General features: G+C 67.6%; 22 protein-coding genes. 15 read left to right on the plus strand and 7 right to left on the minus strand.

Features of this window, described 5'->3' with window-relative positions; all coding sequences use genetic code 11:
- Positions 1-9: 9 nt before the first annotated feature.
- Entirely contained in the window at positions 10-945 is a 936-nt protein-coding gene (locus tag MU582_06400; protein UPK76269.1) for an ROK family protein, read from the minus strand.
- A complete protein-coding gene (locus MU582_06405) occupies positions 942-1,829 on the minus strand; it encodes an SIS domain-containing protein (GenBank protein UPK76270.1) in 888 nt (295 codons plus the stop codon). The genes MU582_06400 and MU582_06405 overlap by 4 nt, the downstream gene beginning before the upstream one ends.
- Before the next feature lie 353 nt (positions 1,830-2,182).
- Between MU582_06405 and MU582_06410 the strand changes: the two genes are divergently transcribed.
- The 11 genes from MU582_06410 to MU582_06460 all read left to right on the plus strand — a co-directional run bounded on the left by MU582_06410 (position 2,183) and on the right by MU582_06460 (position 9,992).
- Positions 2,183-3,451, plus strand: a complete 1,269-nt coding sequence (locus tag MU582_06410; protein ID UPK76271.1) for an extracellular solute-binding protein — start codon at positions 2,183-2,185, stop codon at positions 3,449-3,451.
- A gap of 41 nt (positions 3,452-3,492) precedes the next feature.
- A complete protein-coding gene (locus MU582_06415) occupies positions 3,493-4,383 on the plus strand; it encodes a sugar ABC transporter permease (protein ID UPK76272.1) in 891 nt (296 codons plus the stop codon).
- Positions 4,383-5,285 carry a carbohydrate ABC transporter permease gene (locus tag MU582_06420; GenBank protein ID UPK76273.1) on the plus strand — a complete coding sequence of 301 codons (903 nt, stop codon included), beginning with the start codon at positions 4,383-4,385 and terminating at the stop codon, positions 5,283-5,285. Before MU582_06415 ends, MU582_06420 begins: the two co-directional genes overlap by 1 nt.
- A gap of 15 nt (positions 5,286-5,300) precedes the next feature.
- A complete protein-coding gene (locus MU582_06425) occupies positions 5,301-6,104 on the plus strand; it encodes a DeoR/GlpR family DNA-binding transcription regulator (protein ID UPK76274.1) in 804 nt (267 codons plus the stop codon).
- A 160-nt stretch (positions 6,105-6,264) separates the two neighbouring features.
- Positions 6,265-6,489 carry an ATP-dependent Clp protease adapter ClpS gene (gene clpS, locus MU582_06430; GenBank protein ID UPK77120.1) on the plus strand — a complete coding sequence of 75 codons (225 nt, stop codon included), beginning with the start codon at positions 6,265-6,267 and terminating at the stop codon, positions 6,487-6,489.
- Complete coding sequence (locus MU582_06435; GenBank protein ID UPK76275.1) at positions 6,486-7,061, plus strand: DUF2017 domain-containing protein; 576 nt, start codon at positions 6,486-6,488, stop codon at positions 7,059-7,061. The genes clpS and MU582_06435 overlap by 4 nt, the downstream gene beginning before the upstream one ends.
- On the plus strand, positions 7,061-7,660 hold the full coding sequence (locus MU582_06440; protein UPK76276.1) for a class I SAM-dependent methyltransferase: 600 nt from the start codon (positions 7,061-7,063) through the stop codon (positions 7,658-7,660). Before MU582_06435 ends, MU582_06440 begins: the two co-directional genes overlap by 1 nt.
- Positions 7,661-7,816: 156 nt before the next feature.
- Positions 7,817-8,083: a hypothetical protein gene (locus MU582_06445; protein UPK76277.1), complete on the plus strand. Its 267-nt coding sequence runs from the start codon at positions 7,817-7,819 to the stop codon at positions 8,081-8,083.
- Positions 8,084-8,252: 169 nt separating this feature from the next.
- Positions 8,253-8,717, plus strand: coding sequence for a M67 family metallopeptidase (locus MU582_06450; GenBank protein ID UPK76278.1), 465 nt, complete (start codon positions 8,253-8,255; stop codon positions 8,715-8,717).
- Positions 8,718-8,748: 31 nt separating this feature from the next.
- The gene (locus tag MU582_06455) at positions 8,749-9,021 is read left to right on the plus strand and encodes a MoaD/ThiS family protein (GenBank protein UPK76279.1); all 273 of its coding nucleotides are present in this window, start codon (positions 8,749-8,751) and stop codon (positions 9,019-9,021) included.
- Positions 9,022-9,044: 23 nt separating this feature from the next.
- Positions 9,045-9,992 carry a cysteine synthase gene (locus MU582_06460; GenBank protein UPK76280.1) on the plus strand — a complete coding sequence of 316 codons (948 nt, stop codon included), beginning with the start codon at positions 9,045-9,047 and terminating at the stop codon, positions 9,990-9,992.
- Between the two features lie 302 nt (positions 9,993-10,294).
- Here the strand turns inward: MU582_06460 and MU582_06465 are convergent, their stop codons facing one another.
- Together MU582_06465 and MU582_06470 are read right to left on the minus strand one after the other, a co-directional pair.
- Positions 10,295-11,464, minus strand: coding sequence for a beta-lactamase family protein (locus tag MU582_06465; GenBank protein ID UPK76281.1), 1,170 nt, complete (start codon positions 11,462-11,464; stop codon positions 10,295-10,297).
- 169 nt (positions 11,465-11,633) lie between these two features.
- Positions 11,634-12,701 carry a GAF domain-containing protein gene (locus MU582_06470; protein ID UPK76282.1) on the minus strand — a complete coding sequence of 356 codons (1,068 nt, stop codon included), beginning with the start codon at positions 12,699-12,701 and terminating at the stop codon, positions 11,634-11,636.
- Between the two features lie 122 nt (positions 12,702-12,823).
- On the opposite strand from MU582_06470, the gene MU582_06475 reads away from it, so the two are divergent.
- Positions 12,824-13,630 carry an alpha/beta hydrolase gene (locus MU582_06475; GenBank protein UPK76283.1) on the plus strand — a complete coding sequence of 269 codons (807 nt, stop codon included), beginning with the start codon at positions 12,824-12,826 and terminating at the stop codon, positions 13,628-13,630.
- Here the strand turns inward: MU582_06475 and MU582_06480 are convergent.
- Positions 13,567-15,021, minus strand: a complete 1,455-nt coding sequence (locus MU582_06480; GenBank protein ID UPK76284.1) for a hypothetical protein — start codon at positions 15,019-15,021, stop codon at positions 13,567-13,569. The genes MU582_06475 and MU582_06480 overlap by 64 nt on opposite strands.
- 54 nt (positions 15,022-15,075) lie before the next feature.
- Here MU582_06480 and MU582_06485 point away from each other — a divergent pair, with 54 nt between their 5' ends.
- From MU582_06485 to MU582_06495, 3 genes are all read left to right on the plus strand, one after another.
- A complete protein-coding gene (locus tag MU582_06485) occupies positions 15,076-16,080 on the plus strand; it encodes a ribose-phosphate pyrophosphokinase (GenBank protein UPK76285.1) in 1,005 nt (334 codons plus the stop codon).
- Positions 16,070-17,197 (plus strand): phosphotransferase, encoded by a 1,128-nt coding sequence (locus tag MU582_06490; protein ID UPK76286.1) that lies wholly within the window; start codon positions 16,070-16,072, stop codon positions 17,195-17,197. The genes MU582_06485 and MU582_06490 overlap by 11 nt, the downstream gene beginning before the upstream one ends.
- A 120-nt stretch (positions 17,198-17,317) precedes the next feature.
- Positions 17,318-18,076, plus strand: a complete 759-nt coding sequence (locus MU582_06495) for a metallophosphatase family protein (protein ID UPK76287.1) — start codon at positions 17,318-17,320, stop codon at positions 18,074-18,076.
- A gap of 132 nt (positions 18,077-18,208) precedes the next feature.
- Here MU582_06495 and MU582_06500 read toward each other — a convergent pair whose 3' ends face one another.
- On the minus strand, positions 18,209-19,147 hold the full coding sequence (locus MU582_06500; protein UPK76288.1) for an SDR family oxidoreductase: 939 nt from the start codon (positions 19,145-19,147) through the stop codon (positions 18,209-18,211).
- Positions 19,144-19,764: a TetR/AcrR family transcriptional regulator gene (locus MU582_06505; GenBank protein UPK76289.1), complete on the minus strand. Its 621-nt coding sequence runs from the start codon at positions 19,762-19,764 to the stop codon at positions 19,144-19,146. Before MU582_06505 ends, MU582_06500 begins: the two co-directional genes overlap by 4 nt.
- Positions 19,765-19,831: the final 67 nt, after the last annotated feature.

A 19,831-nucleotide genomic window follows, 5' to 3' on the forward strand; every position in this document is an offset into this window, starting at 1 on the left:
ATGCAGTCGTCATACTTCATTGTCTGTCGAGCCGGCTCTGGCCAGGAGGGCAACCCCGACGATCCCCGCACGTGCGCCGAACTGGCCCGTCACGACCTCGGGTACGCCGACGACGCGGGTGCACTTCGCGAGTGCTTCGTGGACTGCGGAGGTGAGCACTTCTCCAGCGCCGGAGAGCCCGCCGCCGAGCACGATCCGACTCGGGCTGATCGCATGCGTGAGGTGGACGAGACCGTCGGCGAGTGCGTCGATCGCCTCGGTCCACACGTCATCGGCGATCGGGTCTGCGGTGCGGCGGGCGATCACGTCCTCGGCAGGAACTCGTGCGGAGCCGGTGCGCTCTGCGTATGCCTGCTCGATCGCCGACGCCGATGCGATGGTCTCCAGGCAGCCGCGGGCGCCGCAGCCACACGGGCGGCTACCGCTGCGACTCGGCGTGTGTCCGAGCTCGCCGCCTTGGCTCAGACCTCCGCGTACGAGCCGGCCGCCGACAACCGAGGTCGCGGCGATGCCGGTGCCGATCGAGACGAAGCAGATGTCGTCGACTCCTCGCCCGGCGCCACGAAGCCACTCGGCCCAGCCCGCAAGCGTGACGTCGTGGTCGATCACGACCGGCAGCTTCCATCGCGTACGAAGGGGTTCGGCGATCTGAAGGTCGCGCCAACCGACGTTGCCCGACAACACGCCGACCCCGTTCGTACGGTCGACGATCCCCGGTAGTCCGACCGCGGCGCGGTCGACGCGATCGCGGTCAGCTGCGGGCAGTGAGGCGATCAGGCCCGCTCCGGCATCGGTGATCGCATCGAGGGCCGCGACGCCGTGTGGAGTCGGCACGCGGGAGGACGCCACGACGGAGCCGGCAGCGTCGACGACCTCGGACTTGATCGTCGTACCGCCGACGTCGACGGCGAGCACGAGTGCGCGCTCAGAGCTGTCGGAGGTCACGGTTCGAGGATGATAGAGCGACTCAGGTTGCGTGGGTTGTCCGGGTCGAGGCCGGCATCGGCCGCGCGTACGACACAGAGTCGCTGCAGGCGTACGAGCTCGACCATCGGGTCGAGGTCGCCGTGCTCGAGGTGGGCTCCGGTCGCAGCGACGTCGCGCGCGAAGTTGGCGACGAGCGGACCGAGTGCCCAGACGACTCGGCCGGGCGCACTGATGCTGATCGGGCCGTGCCGGTACTCGGTCGCGTGGTACGCCTCCGTCCAGCCCTGGCAGGACTCGCGGAGCTTCAGCGCACACTCTTCGGCGAGTGCCGCACCGAGGCCCATACCGACGAAGGTGAACTGCTCGGCAGTACGAAGGGCGCTCGGCGCGGGGTCGGCCGCGAGCGCCTGCTCCGCCTGCGCGATGACCGGGGCGAGGTCCTCGCCGAGGTGCCATCGCAGGATCGCGAGCGTCGTGGTCGCGAACCTGGTCTGTACGACGGACTGCTCGTCGACGTCGTTGATCAGGATCGGGTCGGCAAGCTCGAGCACGGGCGTACCGGGACTGGAGCAGAAGACGGTCGTGCGGGCGGCGCCGTCGTATCCGCGCAGCGCATCGAGCACCTCGGTCGTCGTACCCGAGCGGGTGATGGCGATGATCCGGTCGTACTCGCGGCCGAGCCGCGCCTCACTCGCGGGCCAAGCGTCGGTCAACCCCTGTCCCGCGGACTCGCGCAGGGCGGCGAACGCGCGCGCCATGTACAGCGACGTACCGCAGCCGATCACGGCGACGCGTTCACCGGGCTTCGGGAGCAGATCGGCGTACGTACGCGCGACCTCGGCGGCGCGGCGCCAGTCGTCGGGCTGGGTGGAGATCTCGGCTTCGAGGAAGGTCTCAGGCACGGCCCAACTGTGAGTCACTCTGATTGAGTCTGTCAATACAGGTCGGATATCGCGCATACTTGCGCACTGGTGGTCCACGTCGTTTTGCATCTATCGCACATAGCTCCCATAGGTTCGTGCCGGTGCGCGATAGATACAAACTGGGCGCGGTAGGTTTTGGGCGGTACACGCCGGCGAGCGGTACGCGGTTGCGGAATTGGTCTACGCAGCGGCCGGCGACGATTGCGTAACGGCCTCTTGACGGGTCCGAATGACGCGAGCAGAATCCTCCCCAGCCTGCGAGATTGTGCTCGTATGCCCATGGATTCAATCGGACTCGCGCAGATGTGCGCGGGTGGCGGAAGGACAGGCACGTGACCCGAGGACTCAAGCGTTCCGGTCGGTTGCTCGCAGGCGGGCTGGCGCTCGCGCTGGTGGCGGCCGGCTGTGGATTCGGCGGTGACGACGAGGGCGGCGGCGGAGACTCGGGCGACGGCACCACCATCTCGTTCTTGGTACCGCAGTACAGCGACAACACGAAGCCGTTGTGGGAAGAGATCATCAAGGGCTTCGAGGCCGACAACCCCGACATCAGCGTCGACCTCGAGATGCAGTCGTGGGACAACATCAACGATGTGGTGCGTACGAAGCTGCAGTCGCCCGATACGACCCCCGACATCCTGAACATCGACGCGTACGCGAGCTTTGCCAACGACGACCTGCTCTACAAGGCCGAGGACGTCCTGTCGTCGGAAACCGTAGACGACATCGAGCCGGCGTTCGCCGAGAACGCCTCGCTCGACGGCACGATGTACGGGATGCCGTTGTTCGCATCGACTCGCGCGCTCTTCTACAACAAGGATCTCTTCAAGCAGGCGGGCATCAAGACGCCGCCGAAGACCTGGGACGAGCTGCTGACCGATGCGGAGAAGCTGTCCAAGCTGGACGGTGTTGTCGGTGGCTACGGCATGCCGCTCGGCAATGAGGAGGCCCAGGCGGAGACGTCGATCTGGACCTTCGGCGCCGGCGGATCCTGGGGCGACACCGACGAGTTGACCATCGACACCGATGAGAACCTCGCCGGCGTCGAGCAGATGCAGAAGATGATCGATGCGGGTGCGACCCAGGACGACCCGGGCGCAACCGACCGTACGCCGATGCTCAACGTCTTCATGCAGGGCAAGATCGCCATGGCCGAGGGGCTTCCGCCGATCGTCGGTCAGATCGAGGCCGACTACCCCGACCTGAACTACGGCATCGCCCCGATCCCCACCGAGAGCGGCGATTCGGTCACGCTCGGCGTCGCCGATCACCTGATGGCGTTCGACAAGGGCGACAGCGCCAAGCAGGACGCAATTCGCTCGTTCCTCGACTACTTCTACTCGGCAAAGGTCTATGCGAACTTCGTGAAGACCGAGGGCTTCATCCCGATCACGAAGTCGGCCGGCAAGGAGCTGTCCGACGACCCGGCGATCAAGCCGTTCCTCGCGACGCTGTCGGATGCGAAGTTCTACCCGAGCAACAACCCCGCGTGGCCCGCCGCGCAGGGCGCGATGCAGCAGCAGATCGGCACGATCGGCCAAGGTGCTGACCCGGCCGACGTACTCGGCAAGATCGCCGAGGCTGCCGAGAGCGGTTCGTGACCGACCGCCCGACGCACCTGCTCGCTAGGAGGTAGGCGGCGATGGCTCGCCAAACCGGCGGCATCCGCGGCAGTGTCTCGGCACTGCCGTGGATCGGCCCGGCGATAGTCCTGATCGCCGCGATCGTCCTGTTCCCCGCGGGGTTCATGATCTGGACCTCGACCCGCGACCTGTCTCCGTACGGGATCGACCGCGGGTCCGCAGGCCTCGAGAACTACTCGAACCTGTTCGCGATCGACGGCCTCGTACGAATCCTCGTCAACACCGGCGTCTGGGTGGTCGCGGTCGTCGCGATCACCGTCCTGCTGTCGATGGCACTGGCGCAGTTCCTGAACAAGGACTTCCCGGGCCGCCGCGCCATCCGGCTCGCGGTGCTCGTGCCGTGGGCGGCGTCGGTCGTCATGACGTCGACCGTCGTGTACTACATGCTCGATCCCAATGTGGGCATAGCGAATCGCTTCTTCACCGACATCGGACTTCTCGATGATGGTTACGGGTTCACCAAGAACCCGATGCCGGCATTCATCGTGTCGATCATCGTGGCGGTGTTCGTGTCGATTCCGTTCACGACGTACACCTTGCTCGCGGGGCTCCAGGGCATCCCGGACGAAGTGCTCGATGCCGCAGACGTCGACGGCGCGAACTCGTGGCAGCGCTACCGTGATGTGATTCTGCCGCAGCTGCGACCGGCGCTCGCGGTCGCCGTGATCATCAACATCATCAACGTGTTCAACTCGCTGCCGATCCTGTGGGTACTGACCGGCAGCATTGCGGGCAACAAGGCCGATACGACGACCACGCTGACGTTCAAGCTGATCCGCACCAGCCAGCAGGTCGACACCGCGGCCGCGATGAGCGTGTTCAACTTCGCGCTGATCATCGTGATCATCGCCGTGTATCTCAAGGTCGCCCGGCCGATGAGGGAGGACTGATGTCCACGGCGGCAACGACCGCGGCGCCTGAGTCCGACGCGCGTACGTCCAACACCACGGCCGAGACCCCGACGCGCGGTAAGCGTAGGCGCTGGGGTCTCACCGCGATCGGTGTTGTGCTCGCGGTCGTCTTCCTGGTGCCCTACATCGTGATGGTCGTCGGCTCGTTCAAGAGCCGGCCCGAGGTGCTGCGCGTACCAGCGACGTACCTGCCAGAGGAGTGGCATCCGGAGAACTACGTCGACATGTGGTCGACGCCGGAGACGCCGCTGCCGTTCAACCTGGTCAGCACGATCGTCATCACACTGTGCGCGACGCTGCTCGTGCTGGCGGTCGCCGTCCCCGCCGCGTACCACACGGCGCGAAGGCGCTTCCCCGGTCGGATGGCGTTCCTGCTACTCGTACTCGCCACCCAGATGCTGCAGCCGACGGTGCTGGCAGCAGGGCTGCTGCGGGAGTTCCTCGAGTTCGGCATCCAGGACACCTGGCTGGCGATGATCCTCGTGAACGGCGCGTTCAACCTGTCGTTCGCCGTGTGGATCCTGCACAGCTTCTTCTCCTCGGTGCCAGAGGAGATCGAGGAGGCCGCGGCGCTGGACGGACTGAACCGGCTGCAGATCCTGCGCCGGATCACCCTGCCGTTGGTCTGGCCGGGCATCGTCACCGCGACCATCTTCACGGTCGTCGCGTGCTGGAACGAGTTCGCCGCGAGCCTGGTGATCCTGACGACCGACGAGAACCAACCGCTGTCGGTCGCGCTGACGAAGTTCGTCGGGCAGTACGAGACCGCATGGCAGTACGTGTTCGGCATCTCGATCGTGAGCATCGTTCCGGTGGTGATCCTGTTTGCCCTGATCGAGCGCCGACTGATCGCGGGGCTCACCGCCGGCAGCGTGAAATGAGCGGGCGATGACGATATGACCGAGGCCGAAGGCGGTGGGCGGGCAGAGCGCTGGCGTCGGCTGCTCGACCTCGTCGCCGAACGCACCCGGCTCGGCGTCGACGAAGCCGCGCGCGAGCTGGGTGTCTCGGCGGCCACGATCCGACGTGACTTCGCAGCGCTCGCCGATCAGCAGCTCGCCACCCGTACGCACGGCGGCATCGTCGCGACGTCGGTTGCGTACGAACTGCCGGCGCGGTACCGCGCGACGTCGACTCCTGCGCACAAGCAGCGCGTTGCCGATGCCGCGGCGGAGCTCGTCTCGATCGGCAGCGTGGTAGGCATCAACGGCGGCACGACCACCACTGCGGCGGCCCGGGCACTGTCGATTCGCGAGTCGCTGGTGACCCAGAGCGAGGACGACCAGGTCACGCTCGTCACGAACGCGCTGAACATCGCCACCGAGCTGGTGTTGCGGCCGCACCTTCGTACGATCTGCATCGGCGGGATGGCACGTGCCGAGTCGTACGAGCTGTACGGGCCGTACGCCTCTCGCGTACTCGACAAGCTGCGGTTGGATCTCTTGCTGCTCGGCGTCGACGCGCTCACCGTCGACGGCGGTGCACAATGCCGACACCTCGGAGAGGCCGGTATCAGCGCCGAGATGGTGTCGCGCGCCGGTGAGGTCGTCGTGGTCGCGACGCACGAGAAGCTCACGCGTACCGCGCTGGCCGAGATCTGCCCGATCGGTGAGATCGACCGGCTCATCACCGACGACGCCGCCGACGCCGCGACGGTCGCGGCGGTCCGAGCCGCCGGTGTCACCGTCGACTTGGTGTAGCGACTTCCCGCCGAGTACGCCGAGGCCGGTCGGCCCGAACCGGGGGAGTGCGTACGCCCGGACCCGGCTGATACACAATGGAGACGTGACCAGTAGTCCAGCCCCCGTTGAGGTCGAGCAGCCGGAGAGCGATGAGCTCACCGAGCTCGACCCGCCGTGGATGACGATCGTCTGGAACGACCCGGTCAACTTGATGTCGTACGTCGCGTTCGTGTTCCGCACGTACTTCGGCTACAGCCAGGACAAGGCGAACACCCTGATGCTCCAAGTACACAACAACGGTAAGGCCGTCGTGTCGTCCGGTTCACGCGAGGAGATGGAGCGTCATGTCCGTGCGATGCACGACTACGGACTCTGGGCAACGTTGCAGAAGGATCAGAAGTGAAGCCGTTCCGGCGGCGTAGGCGCGGCGGCGTCTACGCGGTGTTCGACGTGCACGAGGCCGAGATGCTCGCGAACCTCGAGGCACAGTTGATCGAGCTCGTCAGTGATCGCAGCGGCCCCAGCGAGGCGTCCCCCGATCCGTTGTTCGCGCAGCTCGATGTCGACGGCCCGCGTACGGCGCCCGAGGATCCCGTGCTCGCCCGGCTGTTCCCCGATGCGTATGGCGACGACGAAGAGAGCGCTGCCGAGTTCCGCCGGTTCACCGAACGAGACCTTGCCTCCAACAAGATCGACAACGCGACGGCGGTCTTACAGACCCTGTCTGCGGGAGGGCTGCTCCTCGACGGCTCCGAGCAGAGCGTCAAAGAGGTCGAGGTAGAGCTCGACGACGATGCCGTCCAAGCATGGTTGCGATCGCTGACCGACATCAGGCTCTCGGTCGCGGTGCGCCTCGGGCTCGACGACGACGGAACAGAAGCGCTGGACCGCTCGGACGAAGGTGTGGCGCTGATGGCCGACATCTACGAATGGCTCGGGTTCGTCCAGGAGTCGCTCGTGCAGGCGCTCGGCTGATGGCCGGCAGGGCAGCCCCTTCGTACTGGAGCCGGCTCGCCGGTACGTACGACGAGGAGGCCGATCACGGTCTTCGACCGGCAGACGTACGAGCGGCGTGGCATTCGCATATGGCGCGCTGGCTGCCGGGTACGCGCAGTGATGTCGCCGACCTCGGTTGCGGCACCGGCTCGCTGTCGGTGTTGGCCGCCGAGCTCGGTCACCGGGTCACCGGGGTCGACTTCGCCGACGCGATGATCGAGCGTGCGCAGGAGAAGGCGTACGACGCCGGAGTGAAGGTGCGGTTCGTCGTCGGCGATGCGGCGACCCCGCCGCTGCTTCCCGGCACGGTCGATGTGGTGCTCGTGCGCCATGTGCTGTGGGCGCTGCCGGATCCTGCGGCGGCTGTGGCGCGGTGGCACGAAGCGCTTCGCCCGGGCGGCCGGTTCGTGCTCGTCGAAGGCGCATGGTCGAGCGGAGCCGGTCTCGAATCAGATGCCGTGGCAGACCTCTTGGCGCCGTACGCCGGCGACATCGTCACCGAACGCCTCGACGATCCTGCCCTGTGGGGCGAAGAGATCGACGACGAACGCTACGTCATCCGCGCCGTACGTACCTGACTCTCACCTAGGGGACGCGTACGCCGCGCGTCGTACGCGAGTGGGGCGGCCGTGCGCCTGTCGGCGCAGTACGGGTCCCGCCCTCGAGGCGATGTTTGAGCGCCGGGAAACGCAGAGGATCGAGTACATCAGATCCACTCTGCACAGGGAGCGACCATGAACGACCTCATCGCAACCGGAACCACCGTTCTGGCCGACGACGACCACTGGGACGGCCCAGGGCCGTGGTGGCCGATCTTTCCGATCCTCTGGCTGCTCGTCATCGCCGGCATCGTCTTCGCGATCACGAGGTACGGCCGCGGTCGTCGGGCGGGCGGCACGTACACGGGGGAGTCGATGCTGGCCGAGCGGTACGCGGCCGGCGACATCGGTGAGCAGGAGTACCGCGACCGTCTCGCGGTCCTCCGCGAGAACCGCAAGTAACGCGCGCGCTCCCGGGCCCCAACCCCGCTGGGCCGCACGTTTCAGCCCCGAATCCGCAAGAAATCGGGCCGAAACGTGCGGCTCAGCGGGCGGGGTGGGGCGTACGGCTGGCTGTCTCAGGATGCGGACCCGATCGTCTCGCTCAATCAGCTCTGCCTACGCTCGTACCGTGCTCACCATCGACCAGGCGACGTACGACGCGATCGTCGCGCACGCCCGCCGCGACCACCCCGACGAGGCCTGTGGAGTCGTCGCCGGAGCGGCCGGTTCCGATCTGCCGACCCGCCACGTGCCGATGCTGAACGCCGCGATGTCGCCGACGTTCTACGAGTTCGACTCGACCGATCTGCTCAAGCTCTACCTTGAGATGGACGATCGCGACGAGGAGCCCGTCGTCATCTACCACTCGCACACCGCAACCGAGGCGTACCCGTCGCGCACCGACATCGACCTCGCGCAGGAGCCCGGGGCGCATTACGTGCTGGTTTCGACCGCCGAGTGCGGCAACGACGAGGGGCCGGCGCCGTTCCGTTCGTACCGCATCGTCGACGGTGAGGTCACCGAAGAGGACGTGACCGTCGTCTCCGCGTACGACGAGGCGGTCGAGGAATCAGCACCCGACTCGAGCCGTTGAACCTGACGACTGCAAACAGCGAGGAGATCCCATGGCCATCGAGGTCCGCGTACCGACGATTCTGCGCACCTACACCGACGGGCAGAAGGTCGTGTCCGGCAACGGTTCGACCCTGACCGAGCTCATCGATGACGTCGAGAGCAACCACAGCGGCATCAAGGAGCGCCTCATCGAGGGCGAGAAGCTGCGCCGGTTCGTCAATGTCTACGTCAACGACGAAGACGTACGTTTCAGCGGCGGCCTCGACAGCGAGCTCTCCGACGGCGATGTCGTGGTGATCCTGCCCGCCGTCGCCGGAGGCTGACCCACAGGAATCCGGTACTCACGATGCGGTTCGACTCCCTACTCGACTCGGTCGGCAACACCCCGCTCGTCGGGTTGCCGCAGCTGTCGCCGTCGCCCGATGTGCGCCTCTGGGCGAAGTTGGAGGACCGCAACCCGACCGGCTCCACCAAGGACCGCGCGGCGCTGTCGATGCTGGTACGCGCGGAGAAGGACGGTCTGCTCCGTCCCGGCTGCACGATCCTGGAGCCGACGTCGGGCAACACCGGCATCTCCTTGGCCATGGCGGCCAAGCTGCGCGGCTACCGCATGGTCTGTGTGATGCCGGAGAACACCTCGGCCGAACGCCGCCAGCTGCTGCGCATGTGGGGTGCGGAGATCATCTCCTCGCCCGCGGCGGGCGGATCCAACGAGGCAGTACGCGTGGCCAAACAGGTCGCCGCGGAGCATCCCGACTGGGTGATGCTCTACCAGTACGGCAACCCCGCCAACGCCGATGCCCATTACGAGGGCACCGCGCCGGAGGTGCTTGCCGACCTTCCGGACGTGACGCATTTCGTCGCCGGGCTCGGCACGACGGGCACCCTGATGGGCGCCGGTCGCTTCTTCCGCGAGCACAAGCCCGACGTACGCATCGTGGCGGCCGAGCCGCGCTACGGCGAGCTGGTGTACGGGCTGCGCAACCTCGACGAGGGGTTCGTACCCGAGTTGTACGACGCAACGTTGATCGATGCTCGTTTCTCGGTCGGCCCGCGAGATGCCGTACGCCGGGTGCGCGAACTGCTCGACGCGGAGGGCATCTTCGCCGGCATCTCGACCGGAGCGATCCTGCACGCCGCCCTCGCTCAAGCTGCCAAATCGCTCAAAGCGGGTGAGCGTGCAGATATTGCGTTCGTCGTCGCCGACGGCGGCTGGAAGTACCTGTCGACCGGCGCGTACGAAGGCACCATCGACGAGGCCGAGGAGCGGCTCGAGGGCCAGCTCTGGGCGTGAGACGACCGATCAGGTCGTCGATCGCTGCTAACCTGGGCTCAGGTGGTGATGCGCGATGAGTATGGGCGTCGGCGGAGGCGGACGAGCGGATCCGACTCGCACCAAAGAGGGTGCCAAGGCAGTCATGGCCGAACGGAATCTGGTACGCGACCGCTACCAAGCGAAGCGTCAGCGTGACCGCGAGTTCTTCGCCGCGGTCAGGCGGCGCATTCGGGGTCTGTTCTCTCGATCCTGATACTCGGACCGGCTGCTGAAGATCCACGGTGCGCCGACGCCGCATCCTCGGTCGGCCAGTGCCTGTCTCATTGGCTGCCGTGCGTCCTCTTCAACGCCGTGCAGACTGCCGCCTCGAACACCGTCCGCAGGCGCGCGAACTGCTTTGGCGGCACGACCCTCGGCGCCACCTGCTGATTGGTCGATACGACGACCGAACGACGCCCGTCCTTCGTGGCGGCCATGAACTGCGTGTAACCCGCCGTGTTGCCCGTGTGCCCGTACACCGTGCCGCAGCGGGTGCGGTAGCGGAACACCGCTAGTCCGGCAGAGTTGCGGCCGGGGCCGGGCGGTTCGGAGCCGCCGGTACGAAAGGCGAACTGACGGTGCTGCATCGCCCTCCCGAACAGCTTGCGGCCCACGTACGCACGGATGAAGCGGTTCTGGTCGGCCGGTGTCGACACGATGCCGCCCGAGGCCCAGGCGTACCCGGCGGCGAACGCGTTCGTCACGTCCTCCGGCGTGCCGTCGTCGGCCCGCTGGTAGCCGCGGATCGATGGCGACGGCATACGTACGCCCCGTGGCAGGCTCGTGCCGCGAAGCCCGAGCGGTCGTAGCACCTGACGGGCTAGCATCCGTTCGTACGAGCGCCCGGTCGCGTCCTCAACCATCAGCGCGGCCGCGATGTTGTCGCTGTTGGAGTACTGGTACCGCGTGCCTGGCCGGAATTCGGGGCGCTCATCGGCGACGAAGCGAAGCAGCCGGCGCGGGCTCGGCGCTCGCCGCAGATGGTTCGACAGGTACGTGCGGAATCCCTCATCGCCGCTGTAGTCCGGGAGCCCGCTGGTGTGGTGGAGCAGTTGACCCAGGGTGATGCGATGCCACGACCGCGGGGTCCACGGGAGGCGATCACCGACCGTGTCGTTCAGCCGCACTCGGCCGCGCTCGGCGAGTGACAGCACGACGGCGCCGCTGTATGCCTTGGCGGTGCTCGCGACGCGCATGTGCAGGTTCGGCCGCATGGGTGCCGATGACTCCAGGTCGGCGACTCCGGTGGAGTACGTGCGTCGCTGATGGCCCTTCTGCACAACGACGATCACGCCAGGCGGACCGTTCGGTTGGTCGACCAGGGCGGCCATGGCCGCACGGAGTTCCCGGGTCGCGGTCGACGGCGCGTCGTGCGGCGGCCCCGCGTACACGCCGGGCCCGACGACTGTGAGTGTTGCCGTCATCGCGACGGCGAGCAGTGGACGGATCATGTGACACCATCGATCCTTCGGCGGACGGTGCGATCACGGATTCGTCGCGTCGAGCCGCCCCGGAGATCCGGTTCCGTCAACGTACCCGCCGACGCGGGGCGGGCGCAGCAGAATGCCGAAGTGGATCGAGACGCGACCGGTAGAGGTCAGCGATGTATGCAGAAACCTCTCAGGTCGTGTCGATCCTGCCGGCGATGCGGTACGGCGCGGCCTGTAGTCGGTTTCCGAGGATTCGACGCAGCCGGGTGATCTCCCCGCGAACTGTCGACACCTTCGCCGGGTCGCCGTAGACGTACTCGGCGAGGTCTGCGGCCGACAGTCCGACCGGGTGTGCGAGCAGGGCGCGTACGTACGCCGTGTGCCGAACACTCAAGGTGTGCTGCCTGTCGCCGATCGCGACGGTGGCTCGCTCGCGGTCGCGGATGCGCACACTCAGGGCGGGCTGCTGCGACGGGAGACCGACAACGACGTAAGGCCCTTCGGGGCCGAGCGGCTCGACCTCGACCAGTTGACCGTCCGGGGCGTACTGCTCGCCGGATACGACGGGTATGCCGAGCGAGCCGAGCCAGCCGGCCGGCGCAGCGCGGAGGACGCGGCCGTCGGCACCGACGAGTGCGACCCGCCGCCCGGCATGCCAAGCGATGCGATCGGAGAAGCGGTCGAGCATCTGTAGATCGCGGTCCAGCTGCATGCGTTGCAGCTGCGCCTCCGCGAGACGTGCGGCTTGCGTGACGACCGTCAGCGTGAGTGCGTTCGCCGATCCAGCGGGCGCAGTGACGTCGAGGACTCCGAGCACTCGCCCGTTGACGTGGTCACGGATCGGGGCGGCGGAGCAGGTGAAGTCGCCTACTGCGCGCAGGAAGTGCTCGCGCCCCCGAACCTGATATGGGCGGCCGAGCGTGAGCACCGTACCGACACCGTTCGTACCGACGGTGTCCTCGTGCCAACACGCTCCTGGGACAAGGTTCGCCCGCTCGGCTGCGGCGCGCGCCGTTCCGCGGCCGGCGTTCCACAACAGGCGTCCGGTGTTGTCGCTGAGGAATACGAGGTGCCCGTCCATCCGAGTGACTGCTGCGAGCTCACCGAGCATCATCGGCCATGCGCCCTGAAGCCCGCTTCTCGCCCGAGTCGCGCGTAGGGCGCCGCCGTCGACATTGGCCGGCCAACGCGGGTTGTCGGGATCGACACCCGCGCGCAATGCCCGTCGCCACGAACCGCGCACCTCGGTGGGGATCATGCGTCCTCCTCGGTCAGACCGCATTTGCAGCATCCTGCAGCCCTTCCGCGACGGCTGCGGTGCGCAATGCGCCGAGGATACGTTCACCGTCGTCGGACGAACAACACACGATGGGATTCACGATGGCGTACCTGACCCTTCCCGATGGCCTGCCCCTGTACTACGAGGACGACGGGCAGGGACCCGCCGTCGTGCTCATCCATGGCTGGACCATGAACGGCACCTTCTTCGCCGGGAACGTACCGGCTCTGTCGGCTGCGCACCGGGTGATCAACGTCGACCTGCGCGGCCACGGCCAATCAGGCAAGACGGACGCCGGGCACACGATCGCGCAGTACGCGGCCGATGTGCACTACCTGATCCGCGCCTTGGACCTCGGCAAGGTCAGCCTGGTCGGCTGGTCGATGGGCACGGCCGTGATCTTGTCGTTCGTGGAGCAGTTCGGTACGAGCATGGTGCGTTCGACCGCTCTCGTCGACCAGTCGCCGCGGTTCCTCAGCGCTCCCGACTGGGATTTCTCGCTGTTCGGCTCGTACACACCGGCCGACATCACGGAGCTGGTTCAAGGGATGCACCACGCCCGACCGCTCGTCGCGAAGCCGTTCATCGCCGACTGCTTCGCCGACACGCCGCCCGACGAGGTCGTAGACGCGGTGTACGCCGAGACGACCAAGATGAGCACCGGCGCCGCTGTGGCTGTCTGGTTCGATATGGCGTACGCCGACTACCGTGCGGTGCTCCCAGCAGTCGACGTACCGACGCTGCTGGCGTACGGCGCCCGGAGCAAGATCTTCCCCGGTGATCTGGACGCCTGGATTGCGGAGCGGTTGCCCGACGCACAGGTCGTGTCGTTCGAGCAGAGCGGTCATGCGCCGTTCAGCGAGGAGCCGGAGTTGTTCAACGAGAAGCTGCTGGGGTTTCTCGGCTGAGCTCGACGTCCTAAGCGTCGCATCAGCACGAGGTCACCGTGGGTGCCGTAGCCGAGTATGCGGTTGCCCCACGGTGTGCCGTCGAAGGTCAGCATCCGCTCTGTGCCTTCCTCGTCGGCCGGGATCAGCTGCGGATGCGGGATGTTCGTGCCGTACGTTGCGTCGAGCGAACCGATCCGCTTCAGGTCGAGGTCGTAGACGGGGTAGTCGCGGGCATGTCCGTCGCTCGCGAGCACCCGCCATTCACCGTCGAGCTGTGCGATGACCGGACCCTCGCACTGCTCGTGGTCCGTGTCGGCGCCGATCGCGGTCAGGTCGTCGTACGCTCCGCCGGCGGACGAGGCGGCGAGCGCGGGGTGGAAGCGGAACGGCTCCTGGGACGGGCTCTCGACGTACGCGATGTGCCAGCGATCTGCGATGCGGGTCAGCGCAGGGTCCCAGGCGCTCTGCTCGGTCGGCAGCGCGAGCCGGTCGGTTTCGAGCACATGGACACCGCTCAGGATGTCGAGACCGGTGACCGCGTGGCGTACGTGGACTCCGCGCTGCGGAGTGAAGTCGCCCCAGCTGCTCGCCACGACGATGCAGCGGTCGCCGTCGATGACGATCTGGCCCGCGTGGTCGCCGAGCAGTAACCCGTCGCGGCGGGTGTAGAGGTGCGCGACCTGGGTGAGCTCGTCCGGTGCGTCGAGGTCGAGTGCGAAGACTCCCCAGTGTGCTTGTTGGAAGAAGCCCATGCCGGCGCAGGTCATCGTGACGTACGTGCGGCCGTCGCGTACGTACGGAGCGCCGTCGGCGTACTGCACGAGGTGCGGGTCGCGGACTCCGGTCATGCCGAACGGGCCGGCGCGTACGTCGCGCACGGTGACCGAGCCGGGCCCGGACGTGCCCCAGGTGTAGTTGAGCCTGCCGAGCACCTCGGGGTCGCGAAGGTCGACCAGCCGCGACACCTCGACGCGGGATGTGGCAATCGGCCGCCACCCGCGTCCGGAGTCTACGACGGCGGTGACCTGGTTCTCGCAGACGACGAACGCAAGCCTGTGCAGGGTCGCGCCTCCGATGCGCCGCGACCTCAGCCGGTGACGTACGCCGTCGACGATGACGACGATCCGCGCCCGTCGACGCCGGGGGTCGTACTCGACCAGGACGCCGTCGCCGTCGGGTGCGGTGAGCCCGAGCGAGACGGGCGCGTCGGCCGCCTCGACCCCTAGCTCGATCGCGGCGTACGGCGCCGGCGGGCTCGTTCGGCAACGGTGCAGGTGGTCGAGGCTGCCGCCTCGATCGACGCGCTGCTCGAAGCCGGGTGAGACGATCGCGAAGGGGCGCGAGCGGGCGTACTCGCCGAGTCGCGGCCCGCCGATTCGGGGCGTTGCCATCACGTCTGTGTCCACCACCTAGCCAGCCTATCGACCGCGGGATAATCTTCGAACCGTGCGAGGGCAATGCTGATGCGGGTCTCCGGAGTCGACCCGGTAGTCGTGTTTTCGGGGAGTGCGCATGAGGCGCTCGCGTTGCGGATCTGCGCGCAGTTGGGAGTCGAGCTGTCGCCGGCGCCCGTGACCAGGTTCAGCAACGACTGCCTGCAGGTGCAGCTGCAAGCGAACTGCCGGCAGCGCGACGTCTACGTAGTGCAGCCGCTCGTACCCCCGACGCAGGAGCACCTGATGGAGCTACTGCTGATGCTCGATGCTGCTCGGGGCGCGTCCGCGGCGCAGGTCACTGCGGTGATCCCGCACTTCGCGTACGCGAGGTCGGATAAGAAGGACGCATCGCGTATCTCGATCGGAGGCCGGCTCGTGGCCGATCTGCTGGTCGCTGCCGGGGCGGACCGCGTGCTGACGATGACACTGCACGCCCCGCAGGTGCACGGGTTCTTCTCCGTTCCGGTCGACCATCTGACCGCCATCGGCGCGCTGGCCGATCACTTCCGCGCACACGAACTGAGCAACACGGTCGTGGTGTCGCCGGACTTCGGCAACGCGAAGACCGCGACCCAGTTCGCCCGGCTCCTCGGCCTCGACGTCGCGGCCGGCAACAAGCGCCGCCTGGCCGACGACCGTGTGGTCGTCGACTCGATCGTCGGCGAGGTGAGCGGTAAACAAGCGATCATTCTCGATGACGAGATCGCGACCGGCGGATCGATCGTGCAGCTGCTGGAAAGCCTTGCCCAGCAGGGATGTACTCGCGCTGCGGTCGCGACCACGCATGGGCTGTTCACCGGGCCGGCGGTCGAACGTCTCCGAGGTCATCCGGCGATCCACGAGATCGTCACGACTGACACCGTGCCCCCGCCGCCGGTCGACTGGCCCGAGCTCTCCGTACGCTCGGTTGCGCCCTTGTTTGCCGAGGCGATCGCGCGGATCCACGCGGGTGAGTCGGTGAGCAGCTTGTTCGACGGCGTCGATCCCACGCACGCCCCGCCACAACCCAAGCTTCCGTTCGGTGACCGCTGACCTGATGGCGGCGGCGGTCGCCGCCCTGGCCGATACCTGGGGACCAGTGCGTCTGTTGCCGATCGCGGAGCTCGGTGGCAGCAACCGCTCGGATGTATGGCGGGTTCGGGTACGCGCCCACCATCCGCCGCCCAACGCCCCGCGTACGCTCGTCGTCAAGCGCTACAACGGCGACAACCCGGCGCCTTGGGCCCGTGAGGTCAGCGGTCTGGAGGCGGCCGACGATCCGGCGATCGCGCCGCGGATACACGGTGCGCTGCCCAACCCGCGACTCGTCGTACTCGAGGATCTCGGCAACGCCTCCAACGTCGCCGACGCGTTAGCCGGTCGCAGTCCCAGCAACGCCGCGCGCGCCGTGTACGCGTGGACCGACACGATGGCACGGCTGCACGTGCGTACGCGCGACCGTGGCGCGGAGTTCGCCGAACGTCTCGCCAGCCGCGCACCGGACGCCCCGGCGCACGCCGTACCCGCGATGCTCGACACCGCCGCGACCACGCTCGAGGGCCAGCTCGGTGCGCTCGGGCTCACGGCGCCGTCAGGCTCGCTGGACTTGCTCCGCGGGTTGGGGGAGACGCTCGGGACCGATCGGCGGGCCGCACTGAGCCCGGCCGATGCCTGCCCCGACAACAATGTGCGCCGTCGGCAGGGTTTGGCACTGATCGACTTCGAGGCCGCGGAGTACCGCCACATCGCGTGGGACGTCGCCTATCTGCTGGTGCCGTGGCCGTCGTGCTGGAGCTCATGGCGACTGCCGGACCGCGTGGCCACGACCGCGTTCGAGCGGTATCGCAGGCACGTGGCGCACACGCTTCCGTACGTCGCCACCGACGAGTTCATGCACGACGTACGGCTGGCCGTGCTCGGCTGGACGATCGCGACGACGCCGTGGTTCCTGCCGCGGGCGCTCAAGGGCGGCACCCAGCTGTCGGTACATCCGGCGCCGAGCAGGCGGGCGATGATCCTGCATCGCCTGTCGATGTCGACGCGCCTCGGCGGCCCCGGCCCCTTGATCAAGCTCGCGTACGTACTCGAGCAGGAGCTTCGCCGGCGTTGGGGCGACGAGCCGCTCGCCCTCGCCCCCGCGTTCTGGCATCGACCCGCCCGGCCCCGCTGAGCCGCACGTTTCGGCCCCGAAATAGCAAAAATCGGGGCTGAAACGTGCGGCTCAGCGGGCCGGTTCTGCCGGGAGCGGAAGCTCTTGTCGTACGACCCGCCGTGTCGCGACGATGGCGACATGAACGACACCGTCGCCGTACTCTCCGACATCCACGGCGTACTGCCCGTTCTCGACGCGGTGCTCGCGGAGCCGGCCGTCGCCTCTGCAGGGCGGCTCGTCGTGACAGGGGACCACGCCGCCGGACCGCAACCCGTCGAGGTGCTCGACCGCCTTACTTCGCTGGGCGACCGCGTCACCCTCGTACGCGGCAACGCCGACCGTGAGCTGGTCGCACTCGCCGGTGGCGCCACGACCGAGATCCCCGACCCGATCGCGCCGTGGGCGGCCGGACAGCTCGAGCAACGTCATGTCGCGCTGCTCGACTCGCTGCCGCATCCGGTCACGCTGCCGGTCGCCGGCTTCGGCGACGTCGCCTTCTGCCATGGAACACCCCGCGACGACGAAGAGGTCGTGCTCGTCGACACCCGGATGGAACGTTGGGCCGAGGCATTCGCCGACCTCTGCGATGACGTACGCACCGTCGTGTGCGGCCACACTCATATGCCGTTCGTACGCCTCGTCGACCGCAGACTCGTCATCAACCCCGGCAGCGTCGGCATGCCGTACGGCAGCGTCGGCGGTCACTGGGCGCTGCTCGACGATGGCTCGGTCACGTTGGGGCGCACGTCGATCGACGTCGACGCCGTCTGCGAACGGATCGCGGCTGAGTCGACCTATCCGGGCGTACAGGCCTGGGTCGACGAGTACATCCGCAGCGTTAACAGCGATGCCGACGCGCTAGCGGTCTTCGCTCCGCGTGACGGCCGGGATACGTGATGCGGTGGTGGCCGTCTTTTTGTATCTATCACGCATAGCTTCAAACCTATTGGACCTCTGAGCGATAGATACAAAATCGGGACGGCGGCGAATCGGGCGGCGAATACGGCGGGGCCGCGGCCCCAGTCACGGCTAGCGGTAACCGGCGACGTTCGCGGGGAGACCGGGGTCCTGCACCTCTTGGACGTACGCCCAGCAGTCCGGGCGCGAGCCGTCGACGTCGGTCACGTCGTACGTACGCCCGAGCTCACCGCTCGAAAGGCTGCGACCGTTGTAGCGCGCTCGGCCGGGATCGGCTGCGAGCGCCGCAATTCCGCGGGCCACGTACGCCGGCGACTCCGAGATCGCGAAATGTGGCTCGTTCTCGATCGCGTCCTGCCAGGTGTCTTCGGTGACGCCGTAGACCTGCAGCATCATCTCCGAGCGAAGCCAGCCGGGGGTGACGGCGACGGCGACGCCGTCGTGCTCCTTCAGCTCCTCGCTCTGCGCGAGGGTCAACCGCTGCACGGCCGCCTTGACCAGGTCGTAGTACATGCCGACGCCGAAATCCCCGGCAATGCCTCGATAACGGGTGTTGTACTCGAACGTGCCGTCAGTCATCTCGATCACGAGCCCGCCCGGACGCTCGATCAGCAGCGAGAGCGCGTAGTGGCTGGTGATCGCATGCGTGTCGATGCCCATCCGGAGCATTCGCAGGCCGCCGGGCAGATCGTGCTCCCAGATCTTCTTGCCGAACTGCGCGTACCGGTCGCCGCCGAAGATGTCGTTGACGAGGATGTCCAGTCGCCCGTGCTCGGTACGGATGCGCGAGACCAGCTCTTCGACCTCACCGGGCTCGAGATGGTCGACGCGCAACGCGATCCCGGAACCGGCGGCAGCGATGCGCTCACCGGTCTCCTCGATCGTCTCCGGGCGGTCGATCTCGGAGGGTCCGTCGACGCGGCTACTGCGCCCCGTCGCATAGACGTACGCGCCCGCGCGGGCGAGCTCGACCGCGATCGCGCGCCCGGCGCCGCGCGTCGCGCCGGCGACCAGCGCGACCTTGCCGGACAGCGGTCGTTCATCACTCATGTTCGCTCCTTCTTCTGTGCGTCTTCGGTGGTGTCGGGGGTCCAGGCGTTCAGGAGGGCGTCGAGGTCGTCGGCCAGGCGCATGACGAGTGAGCCCTGCGGATGCACCGACCACGCCAGACAGCCGCCCTCCATGGCGCCCATGACGATCCGCGCGAGCTGTGCCGGCTCGGGCGCGCCGGTCAGCTCGCCGGCCGCGACGGCGTCGGCCGCGTGTGCGGCCAGGTGCCGGCGTACGTGCCCCCAGCCGACGTCGAGCAACGGGCGCATATCGTCGCGCTGGAGGTCGATCGCAAGCGTCGCGAGCTGCTTGGAGGCGGTGTCTGCGTTGTCGAGGTCGTGGTAGCTGTGCAGTGCAACCGCGCGAAATCGGGCGAGCGGCGTGTCGTGCGCGGCCGCCGCCTGGGTCAGGTGTTCGTCGATCGTTGTCACCCAGCGCTGCGACAGCCGTAGGAACAGCGCATCCCTTGACCCGAACCTCTTGACGTACGTGGCTGCGGACACGCCCGCTTCCGTTGCGGCCTTCGCGAGGGTGAACGCGCTCGGCCCCTCGGTCAACAGGATCTTGTCCGCGGCGGCGAGCAGATGCTCGTCGTCGTACTCGGTCGGCCTGGCCATTCCATTAGTAAATCACTGTTTACTAATGGCGCCAAATGCGTTCCGAGAGCAGACTCACGTGTGTCGT

The organism is Nocardioidaceae bacterium SCSIO 66511 (genome assembly GCA_023100825.1).
Classification (GTDB): Bacteria; Actinomycetota; Actinomycetes; order Propionibacteriales; family Nocardioidaceae; genus Solicola.